This window comes from Amycolatopsis orientalis DSM 40040 = KCTC 9412, from assembly GCF_000478275.1.
In the GTDB taxonomy this organism is placed as follows: domain Bacteria; phylum Actinomycetota; class Actinomycetes; order Mycobacteriales; family Pseudonocardiaceae; genus Amycolatopsis; species Amycolatopsis orientalis.
In genome coordinates, this window is sequence record NZ_ASJB01000028.1 from 192,117 (window position 1) to 208,827 (window position 16,711).

Below are 16,711 nucleotides of genomic sequence, written 5' to 3' on the forward strand. Positions count from 1 at the left end.
CCGCAACTACCGCAACCAGAGGACGAAACGCGGGGTCAAAGGACGAAACCCTCGGGGAACGGATCGTCCGGGTCGAGCAGGTAGGTGGCGTTGCCGGTGATCCAGGCGCGCCCCGAGAACTCCGGCACCACCGCCGGAACGCCGCCGACGGTGGTCTCGGCCACCAGCTCGCCGGTGAAGGTGGTGCCGATGAACGAGCTGTTCTCGAACGGCGTGTGCAGCGGCAGCTCACCGCGGGCGTGCAGCTGCGCCATCCGGGCCGAGGTACCGGTGCCGCAGGGCGACCGGTCGAACCAGCCCGGATGGATCGCCATGGCGTTGCGCGAAGCGCGGGCGTCCGACCCCGGGGCGAGGAACTGGACGTGTTTGCAGCCGCCGATCAGCGGATCGGCCGGATGTTCCGGCGGGCGCTGGTCGTTGATCGCCGCCATGATGTCCAGCCCCGCGGCGAGGATCCGGTCCTTTTCGGTCCGCTCGAACGGGATGTCCACTTGGGACAGTTCGAGGATGGCGTAGAAGTTCCCGCCGTAGGCCAGGTCGTAGCGCACCTTCCCGAATCCCGGCACCTCGACGACCGCGTCGCGCTCGGCCAGGAAGGACGCGACGTTGCGGAGCCTGACCCGTTCCGCGCGCCCGTCCCGGACCTCGACCTCGGCGTGCACGAGCCCGGCCGGGGTGTCCAGGCGGACCACGGTCTTCGGCTCGGTCACCTCGACCATGCCGGTCTCCACCAGCACAGTCGCCACCCCGATCGTGCCGTGCCCGCACATCGGCAGGCAGCCCGACACCTCGATGTACACCACGCCCCAGTCGGCGTCGTCGCGCGACGGCGGCTGCAGGATCGCGCCGCTCATCGCGGAATGGCCGCGCGGCTCGTTCATCAGGAACCGCCGCAGATGATCCAGGTGCTCCATGAAATACCGGCGGCGTTCGGCCATGGTGGCGCCGGGAATGAGGCCGACCCCGCCGGTCACCACCCGGGTCGGCATCCCCTCGGTATGCGAGTCGACCGCGGTGATCGAGCGGATCGACTGCACCTACTTCACCCCCAGCGAGGCCAGCGCGCGGCCCATGTCGGCACGGACCTGTTCCTGATGCCCGCCGGTCAGCGGCCCGCGCGGCGGACGGCACGGCCCGCCGTAGCGGCCCACGAGATCCATGCCGAGCTTGATCGCCTGGACGAATTCGGTGCGCGAGTCCCACCGGAACGCGGCCACCAACGGCTCGTAGAGCGCCCTGGCCTCTTCGAGCTTGCCGGACGTCGCCAGTTCGAACAGGCGCACGGATTCGGCGGGGAACACGTTGGGGAAACCGGCGAACCAGCCCGTCGCGCCCATCAGCAGGCTTTCCAGTACGACGTCGTCGGCGCCGCTGATCACGTCGAGGCCCGGCGCCCGCTCGCGGATCTCCAGCACCCGCCGGACATCGCCGGAGAACTCCTTGACCGCCACCACGTTGTCGATCGCCGCGATCTCGGCGAGAAGGCCCGGTGTGAGGTCGACCTTGGTGTCGATGGGGTTGTTGTAGACCATCACCGGCAGGCCGACCGAGGCCACCGCCTCGAAGTGGGCGAGCACCTCGCCGCGGTTGGCACGGTACATCGTGGGCGGCAGGCAGAGCAGGCCGTGGGCGCCGCCCTCAGCCGCGATCTCGGCCCAGTGCCTGGCCTGATGCGACCCGGGTCCGTGCACGCCGACGACGACGATCCCGTCCGCGCCGACGGTTTCGATCGCGGTGCGGGCGACCCGGCGGCGTTCGTCGTCGGTGAGCGAGGAGTACTCGCCGAGGGAGCCGTTCGGGCCGACGCCCCGGCAGCCGTTGTCGATCAGCCACCGGCAGTGCGCGGCGTAGGCGTCGTAGTCCACGGCCAGCCCGGCGGGCGCCGACGCGTCCGCCCGGTACGGGAGAGCGGTCGCGACGACGACGCCACCGAGGTCCGGGGTGCTCATTCAGGTTCTCCTTCGGGTCGGGAGGCGAGTTCGCCCAGCCGGATGGGCTGCGCGATCGGGCGGTGATGCCGTTCGGCACCGCCACAGAGTTCGGCCACGGCGGGGCCGCACATCCGGCCCTGGCACGGACCGAGCCCGGCACGGGTGCCGAGCTTCAGCGCGTGCGGGCCCGGACAGGCGGGGTCGCGGGCGGCGCGGGTCAGTTCGCCGTACGTGGTTTCCTCGCAGCGGCAGACGATCGTGTCCGCACGCAGCCAGCCGGGCCAGGCCGGGCCGATCGGATGCGCGGCGGCGAGCCGTTCGGCGAAGGCCAGCGCCCGGTCTCGGGTGCGGAGCAGGGCCCGCGACGGAGTCCCGCCCGCGGCAGCGCATCCGGCCACCGCACCTTCGGCGGCGGCGGTGCCCGCTCCGCCGATGCCGGTGATCTCGCCCGCGGCGAAGACACCGTCCACTGTGGTCCGTTGTTCGCCGTCGACCCGGACGAAGCCACCGTCGAGGACGCAGCCCGCCGCGACGGCCAGTTCGGGCCGCGGGACGAATCCGTGCCCGACACAGACCGCGTCGACCTCGTACACCCGCTCGGTGCCGGGAACGAGCGACCAGTCCGCACGCACCCCGGCGGTCACGACCTCGCGGACCTTGCCGGCGCCGCGTGCTTCGATCACGGCCCGGCCCGGCCGGTACGGAACGCGGTGGCGGGCGAGAGTGACGGCGTAGCGGGCCAGCTCGCCCGCTTTGCCGGTATGCGCTGCCAGCCGCCACGGACGAGCCGACCATCCTTTTCGGACGGTGGCGAACGGGTTGGCCTCCAGCACGGCGACCACCTCCGCCCCGACGCCCAGCAGCGAGTCCGCGACCGGCAGCAGGAACGGTCCGGCCCCGGCCACGAGCACGCGCTTGCCGATCGCGACCCGCTCCCCCTTGGCCAGTGCCTGCGCCGCGCCCGCGGTGTACACGCCGGGCAGTTCCCAGCCGGGGAACGGCAGGGTGCGGTCATGCGCGCCGGTCGCCAGGATCAGCGCGTCGGGCACCAGGGTCAGCCGCCGTCGTCCACCGCCGTCGGACTGTCCTCTGAGGACATGAACACGGTTCTCCGCGTGATCGAACGCCCACACGGTGGAACCGGGCCACCACCGGCAACGCGGATGCGCCAGCAGACGACGGCGCCGCTCGAAGCCCGCCCGGCCGGAGTTCCGCGCCTGGTAGGCCTCGGGCGGCATGCGGTGGTATTGGCCGCCGGGCGTGTCCGCCTGGTCCAGCACCGTGACCCGGGCGCCCGCCCGCAGCGCGTGCTCGGCCGCCGCCAGCCCGGCCGGTCCGGCACCGACGATCACCACCTGCCTGCTCAAACCCTCTCCTCCCGGGTCTGGGTGCGGATCTCGTCGCCGTCGGCGGCCTGGCGAAGGCACGCGCGGACGTCGGGCACGTCGTTGACCGTGAGCAGGCAGTCGAAACAGACGCCGATACCGCAGAACACGCCGCGGGGCGCGCCGGAACGGGTGGTGCGCCAGGAGTTCCGACCCGCGGCGAGCAGCACGCCCGCCACACTCTGGCCCGCGATCCCGGCCACCGGTTCGCCGTCGACGGTGATCCGGACCGGCCTGCCGCTCATGCCGCCACCTCCGCCAGTACCGCCGGACGGTCCACAGTGAACTCTTCGACTTCCATGGCTGGCTCGGTCCCGGTGAGCAGTTCGCGCAACAGCCGCGCGGTGCCGACGCTCAGTCCGATACCGGCGCCTTCGTGTCCGGTGGCGTGCCACAGGTTCGCCAACCGCGGATCCTCGCCGAGGACCGGGAGGTGATCGTCCACATAGGGCCGGAAACCGCCGTAAGCCCGCATCACCGCGACGTCGGCGAGCGCCGGGAACAGCCGCAGCGCCTTGACGGCGATGGCACTGAGCACCTCGGGGCGGATGGCGTCGTCGAAGCCCACCCGGCGGCGCGACGAACCGATCAGCACGGTGCCGGCCCAGGTCGACTCGACGACAGCGGAAGTTTGCAGGTCACCGGAATCCGCGCCGACCGCGCCGACGTAATCGGCGTCGTAGACCTTGTGCCGGACGACGCCGGGCATCGGGGTGGTCACCAGTACCTCGCCCCGGCGGGGGCGGACCGCGATCGGGGCACCGAGCCGCGCGGACACCTGCCCGGCCCACGGGCCCGCGGCGTTGACGACGACGTCGGCCTCGATCCTCCCGCCCGGCACCCGGACACCGGTGATCCGTCCATTCCGGACGATCGCGCCGACGACCTCGGTCCCGGCGCGCAGCCGGGCGCCGTGGCGCAGCGCGGAACCCAGCAGCGCCAGAGCCGCGCCCGCGGGCTGGACCTGGGCGTCCTCCGGATAGTGGAAGGCGGCGGTCACCGCCCGGGTCAGCGCGGGTTCCGCGATCGCGAGTTCCTTGGGCGACAACGGTTCCGCGCGGATTCCGGCAGCGGCCTGCGCCTCGGCGAACGCGGCGAGGGCGCCGGTACCCTCGCCGGTGGTGGCGACCACGATGCCGCCCTTGGGGTCGTATTCGATCGCCGACGCGGCCGACGCGTCCTCGTCGGCGATCTCGGCGACGACTCGCGGCCACAGAAGGGCCGAAAGCTTGGCGAGTTCGAGTTCGGCGCCGGGTCCCTTGTCCGAGACGAGGACGTTGCCCTCCCCGTGCGACGTGGTCCCGCCCGCGGGGTGGCCACGATCCACGACGACGACGTCGAAGCCCGCCCGGCTCAGCTCACGGGCACACGCGGCGCCGATGATGCCCGCCCCGAGGACGACCACACGCGTTCGGTTCATCGACCCTCCGCCGTTCGGTAAAGCGAACGATCGGAGCGTAGGTTCCACCCCGGAAGGGTGTCAATACCCGGCCCCGGTCAGCTCTTCAGCACGGGATGTGGCTTGCCGTCGAGCCGCTCGTCCGCGCGGTATTGCAGCAGCAGGACCGAATGCACCGGCCCCTCCGGAGCGGTGTAGCGATGCGGCTCACGGGCGTCGAAGGCGACGTAATCGCCCGGGCCGACGTCGACGGTCCGGCCCGCCACCTCGACCCGCAACGAGCCCGACTGCACGATGGTGTGCTCGATCCCGACGTGGCCCTGCGAACGCTGCGGCGCGTCCCCGCGCACCACCTGGTCGTACACCTCGAAGACGCCGTCACCGGTTTCGATCCGGCGCAGCGGCCGGAGATCCACCCCTTCGCCGCGGAGCACTTCGACGTCGGCCCCGCGCACCACGGTGAGCGCGCCGCCGGCCCGGTGGTCGAGCAGATCGGAGATCGCCACCTCCAGCACCCTGGAGAGACTGAACACGGTCTCGATGGTCGGATTGCCGCCGCCGGACTCCAGCTGCGACAGCGTCGCCTTGCCGATACCCGACCGCCGGGCCAGCTCCGACAGCGAAAGCCCCCTCGCCGACCTCGCCGCGCGAAGGTTGACCGCGAGCATGTCCCGGATCGAAGGCGCCTCGTCCTCCACCGCTTCTCCCCTGCGTTCGTCAAACCGTACGATCGGCGGGTGAATCGTTCGCTTTGCCGATCGAGTTCGCGAACATCATGACACGCCTTTCGCCGCGACGGCGGTCCGGTCAAGAAGCCTCGTGAGTGGTAATGACGGTTCTAACCGTCATTACCACTCACGAGGCACGCGGCCCGCCCTGACGAACTCAGCCCCTGGCCGCCCGGACCCAGGCGGTGACCTCGTCGGCGGTCGAGGGGAACCCGCCGGAAAGCAGCTCGTGGCCGGATCCGGTGACCACGACGTTGTCCTCGATCCGGATGCCGAGGCCGCGGAGTTCGGGCGGCACGGTGCGGTCGACGGCGTGGAAGTACAGACCCGGCTCCACCGCGAGCGCCATGCCTTCGGCGAGCGTCCCCTCGCGGTAGGCGCCGGGGCTCGCGGCCGCGCAGTCGTGGACGTCCAGCCCGAGGAAATGGCCGGTACCGCAGACGATGTACCGCCGGTGCTGCTGCCCGTCCGGCGACAGCGCTTCCTCCACCGAGACCGGGAGGAGACCCCAGTCGTGCAACCCCTCCGCGAGCACCCGCAGCGCCGTCGCCTGGAAAACGCCGTAGTCCCGGCCGGGACGGACCTCGGCCAGCGCCGCGAGATGCGCCTTGTGCACGAGGTCGTACACATCGCGCTGCGCCGTCGTGAACTCCCCGCCGACAGGGAAGGTCCGGGTGATGTCGGCCGTGTACAAGGACTCCAGCTCGACTCCGGCGTCGAGCAGCAACAGGCTGTCGTCGGTCACCGGCCCGTCGCAGCGCGTCCAGTGCAGGATCGGCGCGTGCGGCCCGGCCGCGACGATGGAGGTGTAGCCGGGGCCCGTGCCCTCGGTCCGGGCACGCCGGTCGAAGGTGCCCTGCAGCCAGCGTTCCCCGCCGCCGCGGACGGCCTCGGGCAAGGCGGACAGCACGTCGGCGAACCCGAGGGCGGTGGCGTCGACGGCGTCGCGCAACTGGCCGATCTCCCAGTCGTCCTTGATCCGGCGCAACTCGGCGAGGACCGTCCGGAGGCGTTCGCTGTGGCCGAAGCCGAATCCGTCGAGCACGGGGTCGACGCCGGCACCGGTCAGCACACCCGGGTTCCGCCCGCGCAAACCACGCGGAAGGTCTTCCAGGGGACGGCATTCGATGCCGAGCGCCTCGCCGTACGCGGCGGGTCCGGCGGCGGAGCCGACCCACAACGGGCTGGTGTCCGCGTCGCCCACGAAGTCGGGTTCGTGCGCTTCCGCCGGGCGCGGGACGTACAGCGTGGCGTGGTGGCTGTCCCCGGCCGGGGTCAGCACCAGGATCGCGCCTTCGCGCTGGCAGCCGGTCAGCCAGACGAAGTCGCTGTCGGCCCGGAAGCCGTGGAAAGTGTCGTTGGAGCGCACCACGGCACGGCCCGCCGCGAGCGCGATCCGCTGCCCCGGCAGTTCCGCCGACAGCCTGCCGCGATGGGCGGCCGCGGCCTCGGCGGTGCCCGGCGGCACCTCCACCACGTCGTCGACGGGCTCCCAGCCGTCGCTGATCCAGTTCCGGAACCCCTTGGCGGCCAGCAGCGCGCGCAGATCCGGCCGGGTTCGGTCGCCGGTCATCGGCTCCCCCTTCAGATAGTCGGAGTCCTGGCCGTACCTTCACACCGGAAACGGCCCGGCCGTAATGACCGGCGGCGATAGACTCCGGCTATGGCCCTGGAGATCCGGCACCTCCGGGCGATCTGCGCGATCGCCGAAGCGGGCAGCCTCTCGCAGGCGGCCGCCGCGCTGGGCATGTCCCAGCCGTCGCTGACCTCGCTGCTCCAGCGGCTCGAACGGCAGATCGGCGCACCGCTGTTCGTCCGCAGCCACACCGGCGTGACCCCGACACCGGTCGGCGAGCAGACGCTCCGCCGCGCGCTGACCCTGCTCGTCGAGTTCGACCGGTTCGAAAGCGATCTCCTCGGCGCGCTGGGCGACGGCCCGGTCCGGCTCGGATCGTCCCAAATGGACTGTCTGCCCGCGTTCGTCGAGCTGCTGGACGACGCGCTGCCGGGGCTCGACGTGACCGTGTACGTGGAGCCGTCCAGTTCCGTGCTGGCGCAGGGCCTGGCGCGCGCCACCCTCGACATCGCCGTCATCGCCATGTCGGACGACCAGGAAGTACCACTGGCGAAGCATCTGGGGCACCGGGTGCTGTTCTCGTGGGTGCCCGTCTTCGTCGGCCTTCCCGCCCGGCACCGGCTCGCCGGTGCCTCCGAAGTCGACCTGGCCGATCTCGCGGACGAAGCGTGGATCGGGCCCCCGGGCCCCGAAGACGGCTCGCTGACGTCGTTGCGCGCCGCGACGCATCGCGCCGGGTTCACGCCGCGGATCCGCTTCGAATGCCCCAACGGCGGCGGACGGCAGCTGATCGCCGCCGGGCAGGCGGTGCAGCTGGTGGAACCGACCGCGCCCGAGCTGCCGGGGATGGTCGTCCGGCCGCTGAAGGACGATCCCCTGCGGATGCGGCTCGTGCTGGCGTGGCGCAAGGAACGGCTGACCTGGGATCAGGCGGAGAACGTCTATCGCGCGGTGATGACGTCCTACACCCGGCACGCGATGGCGTCCACCCCGTTCCGGACCTGGTGGGACCGGCGGCGCGATGCCCAGGCCTGGGACGGTTTGGCGGACTTCTTCCGGGCGGCCGGCTCGTCCTCGTGAGTGGTAATGACGGTTCTGACCCTCATCGCCCCTCACGAGACCTAGCGTGGGAGCCATGATGATCGATGACCTGGCCGCCGGGCTGCCGCCGGACCGGCTCGTCCGCGACCCGGACGGCCTGCGGAGCTTCGCCCACGACGAAGCCGAGTGGGCGCCTCACGGCCTCCCCCTCGTAGCGGTCCGGCCGCACACCGCCGAAGAGGTCCAGACGGTGGTGCGGCTCTGCCTGCGTCATCGCGTCCCGCTCGTCACCCGCGGCGCGGGCACCGGTCTCTCGGGCGGCGCGAACGCCCTCGACGGCTGCGTCGTCCTGGTCACCGACAAGCTCACCGCGATCAAGGAGATCGACGAACTGGAGCGGATCGCGGTCGTCGAGCCCGGCGTGGTCAACGACGATCTCGGCGCCGCCTGCGCGGAACGCGGGCTCTGGTATCCGCCGGATCCGGCGAGTTCGCCGTGGTCGACGATCGGCGGCAACGTGGCGACCAACGCGGGCGGCGTCTGCTGCGTGAAATACGGCGTCACCCGGGACTACGTACTCGGCCTGCAGGTCGTGACCGGCACCGGCGAACTCGTCCGGCTCGGCCGCCGCACGGCGAAGGGTGTCGCGGGGTACGACCTCGCCGGGCTGATGGTCGGCTCCGAGGGCACGCTCGGCGTGATCACCGAGATCACCGTCCGGCTGCGGCCCGCGCGGGCGGCGGAACGGACCGTCGCCGGCTACTTCGACACCACGGTCGCGGCCGGGGAAGCCGCGGCGGCGGTGGCGGCGCGCGGGGTGGTCCCGTCGGCACTCGAACTCGTCGACAGGCACTGTCTCGCGGCGGTGGACGCGTGGAAGAACATGGGGCTCAGCGCGGACGCCAACGTCGTCCTGCTCGGCCGCACCGACACCCCCGGCGCGCTGGGCGAACACGAAGCCGCCGTGCTGCTCGAATGTTTCGAGAACGCCGGGGCGACCTGGGCCGCCCAGTCCTCCGACGAGACCGAGGCCAACGCGCTGTTCGCCGCACGGCGACTGGCGTACCCGGCGCTCGAACGGCTCGGACCGGTGCTCACCGAGGACGTCTGCGTGCCGACGCGGCGCGTCCCCGAGATGCTCGCGCGGATCGACGCCGCCGCCCGGCGCCACAACGTGGTGATCGCCAACGTCGCGCACGTGGGCGACGGCAACCTGCACCCGCTGCTGGTGACGCCACCCGACGACGAGGACGCCCGGAAAGCGGCGCAAGCGGCCTTCGAGGACATCATCTCCGGCGCGCTCGACCTCGGCGGCACGGTCACCGGCGAGCACGGCGTCGGCCTGCTGAAACAAGCCGGGCTCACCCGCGAACTCGGGCCGGCGGTGCTCGGCCTGCATCGCGCGGTCAAACAGGCGCTCGACCCGCACGGCATCTTCAACCCCGGCAAGGTCTTCCCCGCGAGTGCCGCCTGACGGCCTCCGGCGTTCCGCCAGGAAGACGCCGCTTTCGAACACCCTGTAACCAGAGCCCGCCCCGCCGCGATGGACCCGGTACCTGGGGAACGGAGACGGGAGATGATGACGCAACGGCTGTGGCTGGGTCTGGCGGTCGTCTACGCGTGCACGGCCGTGGTCCAGCTCTATCTGCTGGCCAGTACCGGTGCCGTCTGGGCGGGCACCCTCACCGCGGTCGGCTTCGTGGCGGCGTTCCTGTGCTCGCTCGCCGCCAGGAAGGCCACGAAACGGCGTCCGGACTCGTGAGTGGTAATGACGGTTAGAACCGTCATTACCACTCACGAGGCGGCACCGACCTGGGAAAAGGCGTTGCGTGAGTGACCATGCGCCGTCGTGAATCATGCGGTGTTCACCCGGTGCCGTCTTGCCAGACACGGTGAGCGGCGTACGGTTACGGGTACGTGAGGTTGAGTCCACCAGCCCGCGCGAACGACCCGCATGTCCGCGGCCCCAGAACTTTTCATCGGGCGACGCGGCGGCGCGTTGACTTGCGCAGCAGTTGTGCAGGCTTGCCCGTTGTCCGTCTCGTCCCCGGCCATCCGGGAGACCAGCTCATGACCGACCGAATTTCGTTGTCGAGGGAAAGCCGCGACGGATCCACCGGCCGATCCGTCGCCCGCGCTTCCATCCCCCAGCCACGGCCGTCCGAAGATCATTTGTTGCAGGTCCGGAGAACCCGGTGGAACGACGACGTCCTCGTCGTCTCCGCCGACGGCGAGATCGACCTCGCCACCGCCGGACGGCTCGAACGCGAGCTGTGGCACGACCTTCCCGCCACCACGGTGCTCGACCTCACCGGGGTCACCTTCCTCGGCGTGGCCGGGCTGCGGGTCATCGAATCCGCCGCCGCCCGTGCCCGCGCCGAACGCCGGGCGGTCGGGGTCGTCGCCCGCACCCGGCCGGTGCTGCGGTTGCTGCACCTGTTCGGCGTCGACGCCCACATCCCCGTGTACCAGTACCTCGCCCACGCGATCCGCGAAGTACCGAAGGCCTCACCGGTGCCGCATCGGTGAGCCCGGCTCAGTTGCCGTCGAACGGCAGCAAGGTGGAGAGGCCCGTCTTCAACGCCAGCCGCTTGATCGTCGGTGACGGGAGGAAACTCAAGGGGACTCCCTGGCTTCCGCACCGGTCGTTGATCCCGACCAGGGTGGCCAGCCCGGTGGAATCGCAGAACTCCACGCCTTCGAGGTCGACGACGAGCTTGCCGGGCACGGGTTCGAGTGCTTCCTCGAACGTCTCCTTGAGATCCTCCGACGTCGTCAGGTCGATCTCTCCCGCCACCGCGATGACGACCTGCGCACCGGGCCTGGCCACCGTCACCGAGAACGGAACCTCCTTGGTGTCGCCGTCTCCGCCAGTCACCGTCACCCTCCCTCACGATCGGAACACCGAGAGTTCCGAAGATATCGGATGACGGCCTCCCTCCGCCCGGTACACGCGCCCCGGCCACCGCCTTGCCTTAGCCTTGACGGTGGATCCGGCGGTCGTGGACCGCGGCGGACGACGAGGAGAGCTCCGTGATGCCGATCGACGAGCCGGTGCGCCAGAGCGCGGACGAACTGGTCCACGAAGTCGCCGCCGTCCCGGCCGAGGCCGCCGCCTTGCGGGACGTCCTGGCGGACTGGGCCCTCGAACGGGGTCTCCCCCGCGAACTCGCCGAGGATCTCAAGCTCACCGCCTACGAGGCGATGACCAACGTCGTCAAGCACGCCTACCCCGACGGCACCGACGGCAACGTCATGACGGTCACCGCCGCCCACGCCGACGGCTCGATCATGGTCACCGTCGCCGACGAGGGCCGCTGGCGCGACGGCCGCCGCCCGGACGGCGGACGGGGCCTGCCGATCATCCGCGCCTTCGCGCCGGAAGCCTCCGTGACGAGCACGCCGACCGGCACCGTCGTCCGGCTTTCCTGGCCCTGCCCCGCTGCCTGACCCCGCCCGCGGGCCGCCGGCTCAGCGGACGACGTCGTAGACCAGCTTCTGCACGCCGTTGCCGTAAGCCTCGCTCTCGACGAGCTTGAGGTTCTGCTTGTCCTTGTCGGTGTCACTGAACAGCTTCTTGCCCGCACCGAGCAGGACCGGGAACATCAGCAGGTGATAGCGGTCGACGAGCCGGGCGTCGGCGAGATTCCGGTTCAGCTCCGCACTGCCGTGGACGATGATCGGCCCGCCCTCGGTCTCCTTGAGCTCGGCGACCTCGTCCAGCGAACGCAGGATCGTGGTCTCGCCCCAGTTGCCGACCAGGTCCTCGTCCCGCAGCGTCGTCGAAACGACGTACTTGGGCATCGTGTTGTAGCCGGCGAACTCCTCGGTCATCCCGGGCCACACGGGCGAAAACGCCTGGTAGCTGACCCGGCCCAGCAGCATCGCGGTGGCCTCACCCTGCTCGCGGCCCTTGAGTTCATAGGCCGCTTCGTCGAACTCGATGCCGTTGAAGGTCCAGCCGGAGTTGCGGTAGCCGGGCTCCCCGCCGGGCCCTTCGACGACGCCGTCGAGCGAGACGAACGCGGTGGCGATCAGGGTGCGCATCTGGTTTCTCCTTGGTCGTGCCGATCTGCTTTCGATACCGCGTCGACCGGGAACCGGCGGATTCGACATCGCGCCGGAAAAATATCCCGGCGGAATCCGGCGGCCGGGGTCAGCCCTCGGCGTCGCGGACCAGCAGGGCGATCTGGACCCGGTTCTCCACACCGAGTTTGGCGAGCATGCTGCTGGTGTGGGCCTTCACCGTCGCGACGGTGACGTCGAGCCGCCGCGCGACGTCGGTGTTGGACAGCCCCTCGGCGATGGCGGCAGCCGTCTCGCGTTCACGGTCGGTCAGCGTGGCGAGCAGCTCCCGTGCCGCGGCACGGGACGCCCTGCGCGCGTCGGGCGAATGCGGTCCGGTGGCCGCGGCGATCAGCCGGGCCGTGGCGGCGGGCGAGAGCGCGGGTTCCCCGGCGGCGACCGTCCGGACCGCTTCCAGGATCCGCGGCGGCGGGGTGTCCTTGAGGACGAATCCGAGCGCGCCGACGCGCAACGCGCCCAGCACCAGCTCGTCCGAGTCGAACGTGGTCAGCACCAGGACCCCGGGCGGCTCCGGAAGTCCGAGGATCTCCTCGGTCGCGCTCAGCCCGTCCCGTCCGGGCATCCGGACGTCCATCAGGACGACGTCGGGCCGCTGCTCGCCCACCACGGTGATCGCGGCGTCGCCGTCGGCGGCCTCGCCGACCACGACGAGGTCGGGCTCGCCGTCGACGATGAGGCGCAACGCCATGCGCACCAGGTGCTCGTCGTCGACGAGCACGACCCGCACCCGCTCGCTGTCCATTCACTCGCTCCCTTCGCGGACCGGCCACGGCAGCCGCGCGGCGAGGACGAACCCGCCGCCGGGTTCCGCATGGTGGTCCAGTTCGCCGCCTGCCAGCTCGACCCGCTCGGCGAGGCCGAGCAGTCCGAAGCCCGAGGACGGCGGACCCGCGATCGCCCGCGACGCACCGGAATCCCGGATCGTCACCCGCAGTCCGTCGCCCGCTTCCCCCTCGACGGTGACCGCCACCCGCGCTCCCGGCGCGTGTTTGCCCGCGTTGGTCAGCCCTTCCTGGACGATCCGGTACACGGTCCTCGCGATCGCGTCGGGCGGCTCCCCCGTCGTCGAGGCCGTCAAGGTGACGTCCAGGCCGAGTCCCCGCGCGTTCGTGACGAGCGCGGGCAGGTCGGCGACCGAGGGTTGCGGTGGCTCCAGGCCCTCCGGGCTCGCCCGGAGCACGCCGAGGACGTCCCGCAGTTCCTCGAGCGCCTGATGGGAGCCGTCGGCGATCCCGCGGGCCAGTTCCGTGACCTGCTCGGCGGGCAGGTCACGGCGGTGTCCCAGCACCCCGGCCTGCATGGCGACCAGTGACACCCGGTGCGCGAGGACGTCGTGCATCTCGCGGGCGATCCGGTGCCGCTCCATGATCCGCGCCTCGGCCGCCCGCGCCGTCTGCTCCCGTTCCGCGCTCTCGGCCCGTGCCCGCAGGGAGCGCAGCTCCTCGCGGCGCGCCCCGACCGCGGCCCCCACGGCCACCACGATCCCCACCGTCAGGACGGGGACACTGAGCAGCAGCCACAGCGGTTCCGCCAGGTCGCGGCGAGGGTAGAGCCCCGACGTGAGCAGGCTGGTGACCACGCACAGCACCGCCGCGACCGACGTTTCCACCGGACGCCGCCGGGTGGCCAGCGAGCCGAGGGCGTACGTCGCGGCACCGACGGCCAGCACCGAAGCCGTCGACACGACGATGACCGCCATCGCGACCACGACCGGGAAACGGCGGCGCCACAGGAGCGCGACCAGGCAGGCCACCGCCACCAGTGGGTCGCCGGTGACCAGCCACTCGACTTTCGGCCCCTCGGCTCCCGGCGGCACCTGGGCCGCGGTCAGGACCCAGAGCACCAGCCCCAGCGCGGCCGCCGCCAGCAGCCGCCAGGCCTGCTGCCACGACCGGAGGGGCGGCGGGGCGCCGTCGTCGGTGATCACCGGGCCATCATCGTCGACCCGCGCCCGGCGGCGCAGCCGGACGCGGGACGATTCCGGCCCCGACCTCGGTCGCCGCCGGATTCGACTTTGGTCGAACCCGGGGCGCGACGCGACGCCGATGTGGCCGCCACCCGGCCCGGCGATGCTGGGTTTCACCACGCGACAGGAGGCAGGGAACATGACCAAGGGCGGCTATCTGGCGCACGATCGCGCCAAGCAAGTGTCCCGCTAGCGGAAGACCGGTCCGCTAGGATCCGCAGCCGGGCGTTTTCCCGTCTACATCGGACGGAGATCGCGGGTCTGGTCGAGTGCGGGAGAGTGCATGGCGGACGGAGTTGGCTCGCTTTCGGGATGGTCGGCCGAACCCACCGAAGTGACCAGCTACGTAGGCCGTGACGCCGAGACCGGCGAGGCGCGACGGCTGCTGGAAGCGGCGTCGCTGGTCACGTTGACCGGCCCCGGCGGGGTCGGGAAGACCAGGCTGGCGTGGCGCATCGCGACGGCACACCGCGAAGCCACCGCCGACGAGGTCGCCTTCGTCTCGCTGGCCGAACTACGGGAACCCGCGTTGCTGGTGCCGACCGTCGCGAACGTCCTCGGCTTCGGCGATCGCTCGGCGAAACCGGCCATCGACGTCGTCGTCGAAGCGCTCCAGGCCAGCCGGTTGCTGCTCGTCCTGGACAACTGCGAGCATCTGGTCGACAGCTGCGCCTGGTTCGCCGACACCGTGGTCAGGGCCTGCCCCCAGGTGACCGTGCTCGCCACGAGCAGGCAGTCCCTCGGGGTGGCGGGCGAGCGGATCCTGCCGGTGCCCCCGCTGGCGGTGCCGGAACAGGGCGACTCCTTCGAACGCGCGATGAGCTACGAGTCCGTGCGGCTGTTCGTGGACCGCGCGACCGCCGTCGCGCCGTCCTTCCGGCTCACCGAATCCGACACCGAACCGCTGATCCGGCTGTGCCGCAGGCTCGACGGGCTGCCGCTGGCGATCGAGCTGGCCGCCGTCCGGGCGCGGGCGTTGTCCCCGCACCAGCTCGCCGACCGGCTCGACCGGCAGTTCTCCGTGCTCACGAAGGACCGGCGCGGACGGCCGGAACGGCACGAGACCATGCGGGCGCTGATCGACTGGAGCCATGACCTGTGCACCGGGCCCGAACGGCTGCTGTGGGCGCGCGCGTCGGTGTTCTCGGGCAGTTTCGACCTCGACGCCGCCGAACAGGTCTGTTCCGGCGGGGACCTGCCGCGCGACCAGGTCCTCGAAGTCGTCGACGGGCTGCTCGACAAGTCCATCCTGCTGCGCGAGGAGTACCCGGGCGGTGTGCGGTACCGGATGCTGGAATCGGTCCGCGAGTACGGCGCCGACAGGCTCAGCGAAACCGGCGAAACGGCGGAGTACCGGAAACGGCACCGGGACTGGTTCGCCGAACTCTCCGGCCGGTACGCCGCCGAATGGCTCGAGACCGATCAGCTCGGCTGGATCGGGCGGCTGCGGCGCGAGCACGCGAACCTGCGCGTCGCGCTCGACTACTGCACCGGCGGCCCCGAAGACGCGGTCGTCGGGCTGCGGATGTTGCGCGACATCAAGGAGTTCTGGATCTTCCGGGGGCTGAACACCGAAGGCCGGATGTGGGTCCGCAGGCTCGACGAGGCCGCGGCACCGGGTATCCCGGAACGGGCGCGGGTGCTGTGGCTGTCCGGTTTCCTGGCCGTGGTGCAGGGGGACATGGACGCCTACCGGTCCGTGATGGACAGGGCGGAGGCCGAAGCCGAGGCGAGCGGCGACGAACTCGCCGCCGCGTACGTACTCCATGTCCGTGCCTACGCCGCCCTGATCGGCAACGCCATGACCGAGGCGGCGCGCCTGTTCGGCGCGGCCATCGCACTGTTCCGCGCCAACGGCGACGAGGGCGCGGAACTGTGGGCGAGCTACAACCACGGGCTGGCCGTCTGGCTGGACGGCGACATCGACCGCGGCCGGGCGGTGCTCGCCGAGTCCGTCGAGCGCTGTGAACGGCGGGGCGAGGTCTTCTGGCGCGGCTGGGCGCTGTGGTCGCGCGCCGCCGCCGAGTACCTCCAGGGCGATCTCGCCGTGGCGAGCCGCTGCTGCGAACAGGTCCTGCGGCTGCACGCGAAGGTGGACGACCGGGTCGTCGTCGGGTTCACGCTCACGGTGCTGGCGGGCTGCGCGGCCCGCACCGGACGGCCCAACCGGGCCGCGATCCTGCAGGGCGCCGCGATGAACGTCTGGCGCACGGTGGGCGCGTGGCCGACGCGGTACGAGGCGTTCACCGAACCGCTGCAGGCCGACACCGACGTCGTGACGGCGGCGCTGGGCTGGGAGGTCGCGGTGAAGGAGTTCGCCGACGGCGCCGCGATGCCCACCGGTGACGCCCTCGCGTACGCCCTCGAAGAGCGGGCGCCCGAACCCCGGCGACAGACCGCCGGGGTGCTGACCAGGCGCGAGACCGAGATCGCGCACGTGATCGCCGAGGGACTGACGAACCAGGAGATCGCCGACCGGCTCGGCATCGCCCGGCGGACGGTGGACACGCATATCGACCACATCCTCACCAAGCTCGGCTACTCCAACCGGGTGCAGGTGGCCACCTGGGTGACCCGGAGCGCGGACCAGGCCTGACGT

The 16,711-nt window shown here is 71.6% G+C and carries 17 protein-coding genes; 6 read left to right on the forward strand and 11 right to left on the reverse strand.

Going from position 1 to position 16,711, the window contains the following annotated elements; genetic code table 11:
* Positions 1-35: 35 nt before the first annotated feature.
* The 7 genes from L324_RS07360 to L324_RS07390 form a co-directional block, all read right to left on the reverse strand.
* Positions 36-1,037, reverse strand: a complete 1,002-nt coding sequence (locus L324_RS07360; protein WP_037305253.1) for a proline racemase family protein — start codon at positions 1,035-1,037, stop codon at positions 36-38.
* Complete coding sequence (locus L324_RS07365) at positions 1,038-1,949, reverse strand: dihydrodipicolinate synthase family protein (RefSeq protein WP_037305255.1); 912 nt, start codon at positions 1,947-1,949, stop codon at positions 1,038-1,040.
* Complete coding sequence (locus L324_RS07370; protein ID WP_037305256.1) at positions 1,946-3,298, reverse strand: FAD/NAD(P)-dependent oxidoreductase; 1,353 nt, start codon at positions 3,296-3,298, stop codon at positions 1,946-1,948. Before L324_RS07370 ends, L324_RS07365 begins: the two co-directional genes overlap by 4 nt.
* Positions 3,295-3,561, reverse strand: a complete 267-nt coding sequence (locus L324_RS07375; RefSeq protein WP_037305258.1) for a (2Fe-2S)-binding protein — start codon at positions 3,559-3,561, stop codon at positions 3,295-3,297. Before L324_RS07375 ends, L324_RS07370 begins: the two co-directional genes overlap by 4 nt.
* A complete protein-coding gene (locus tag L324_RS07380; RefSeq protein ID WP_037305260.1) occupies positions 3,558-4,736 on the reverse strand; it encodes an NAD(P)/FAD-dependent oxidoreductase in 1,179 nt (392 codons plus the stop codon). The genes L324_RS07375 and L324_RS07380 overlap by 4 nt, the downstream gene beginning before the upstream one ends.
* A 77-nt stretch (positions 4,737-4,813) precedes the next feature.
* Positions 4,814-5,413 (reverse strand): helix-turn-helix domain-containing protein, encoded by a 600-nt coding sequence (locus tag L324_RS07385; protein ID WP_037305262.1) that lies wholly within the window; start codon positions 5,411-5,413, stop codon positions 4,814-4,816.
* A 187-nt stretch (positions 5,414-5,600) separates the two neighbouring features.
* Positions 5,601-7,016: an aminopeptidase P family protein gene (locus L324_RS07390; protein ID WP_037305264.1), complete on the reverse strand. Its 1,416-nt coding sequence runs from the start codon at positions 7,014-7,016 to the stop codon at positions 5,601-5,603.
* Positions 7,017-7,106: 90 nt separating this feature from the next.
* Between L324_RS07390 and L324_RS07395 the strand changes: the two genes are divergently transcribed.
* The 4 genes from L324_RS07395 to L324_RS07410 all read left to right on the forward strand — a co-directional run bounded on the left by L324_RS07395 (position 7,107) and on the right by L324_RS07410 (position 10,589).
* Positions 7,107-8,099, forward strand: coding sequence for a LysR family transcriptional regulator (locus L324_RS07395; protein ID WP_037305265.1), 993 nt, complete (start codon positions 7,107-7,109; stop codon positions 8,097-8,099).
* Between the two features lie 55 nt (positions 8,100-8,154).
* Complete coding sequence (locus tag L324_RS07400) at positions 8,155-9,534, forward strand: FAD-binding oxidoreductase (protein WP_037305266.1); 1,380 nt, start codon at positions 8,155-8,157, stop codon at positions 9,532-9,534.
* 102 nt (positions 9,535-9,636) lie between these two features.
* The gene (locus L324_RS07405; RefSeq protein ID WP_037305268.1) at positions 9,637-9,822 is read left to right on the forward strand and encodes a hypothetical protein; all 186 of its coding nucleotides are present in this window, start codon (positions 9,637-9,639) and stop codon (positions 9,820-9,822) included.
* Between the two features lie 308 nt (positions 9,823-10,130).
* Complete coding sequence (locus L324_RS07410; RefSeq protein ID WP_037305269.1) at positions 10,131-10,589, forward strand: STAS domain-containing protein; 459 nt, start codon at positions 10,131-10,133, stop codon at positions 10,587-10,589.
* Between the two features lie 7 nt (positions 10,590-10,596).
* Here L324_RS07410 and L324_RS07415 read toward each other — a convergent pair whose 3' ends face one another.
* Positions 10,597-10,938, reverse strand: coding sequence for an STAS domain-containing protein (locus tag L324_RS07415; RefSeq protein WP_235783433.1), 342 nt, complete (start codon positions 10,936-10,938; stop codon positions 10,597-10,599).
* Between the two features lie 158 nt (positions 10,939-11,096).
* On the opposite strand from L324_RS07415, the gene L324_RS07420 reads away from it, so the two are divergent.
* Positions 11,097-11,510 (forward strand): ATP-binding protein, encoded by a 414-nt coding sequence (locus L324_RS07420; RefSeq protein ID WP_037305272.1) that lies wholly within the window; start codon positions 11,097-11,099, stop codon positions 11,508-11,510.
* Between the two features lie 21 nt (positions 11,511-11,531).
* On the opposite strand, the gene L324_RS07425 is transcribed toward L324_RS07420, so the two are convergent.
* The 3 genes from L324_RS07425 to L324_RS07435 form a co-directional block, all read right to left on the reverse strand.
* Positions 11,532-12,107, reverse strand: a complete 576-nt coding sequence (locus tag L324_RS07425; RefSeq protein ID WP_037305274.1) for a dihydrofolate reductase family protein — start codon at positions 12,105-12,107, stop codon at positions 11,532-11,534.
* A gap of 109 nt (positions 12,108-12,216) precedes the next feature.
* Positions 12,217-12,888: a response regulator transcription factor gene (locus L324_RS07430; protein ID WP_037305276.1), complete on the reverse strand. Its 672-nt coding sequence runs from the start codon at positions 12,886-12,888 to the stop codon at positions 12,217-12,219.
* The gene (locus L324_RS07435) at positions 12,889-14,232 is read right to left on the reverse strand and encodes a sensor histidine kinase (protein ID WP_235783434.1); all 1,344 of its coding nucleotides are present in this window, start codon (positions 14,230-14,232) and stop codon (positions 12,889-12,891) included.
* A 163-nt stretch (positions 14,233-14,395) separates the two neighbouring features.
* Here L324_RS07435 and L324_RS07440 point away from each other — a divergent pair, with 163 nt between their 5' ends.
* Complete coding sequence (locus tag L324_RS07440; RefSeq protein ID WP_037305280.1) at positions 14,396-16,708, forward strand: ATP-binding protein; 2,313 nt, start codon at positions 14,396-14,398, stop codon at positions 16,706-16,708.
* Positions 16,709-16,711 lie beyond the last annotated feature (3 nt).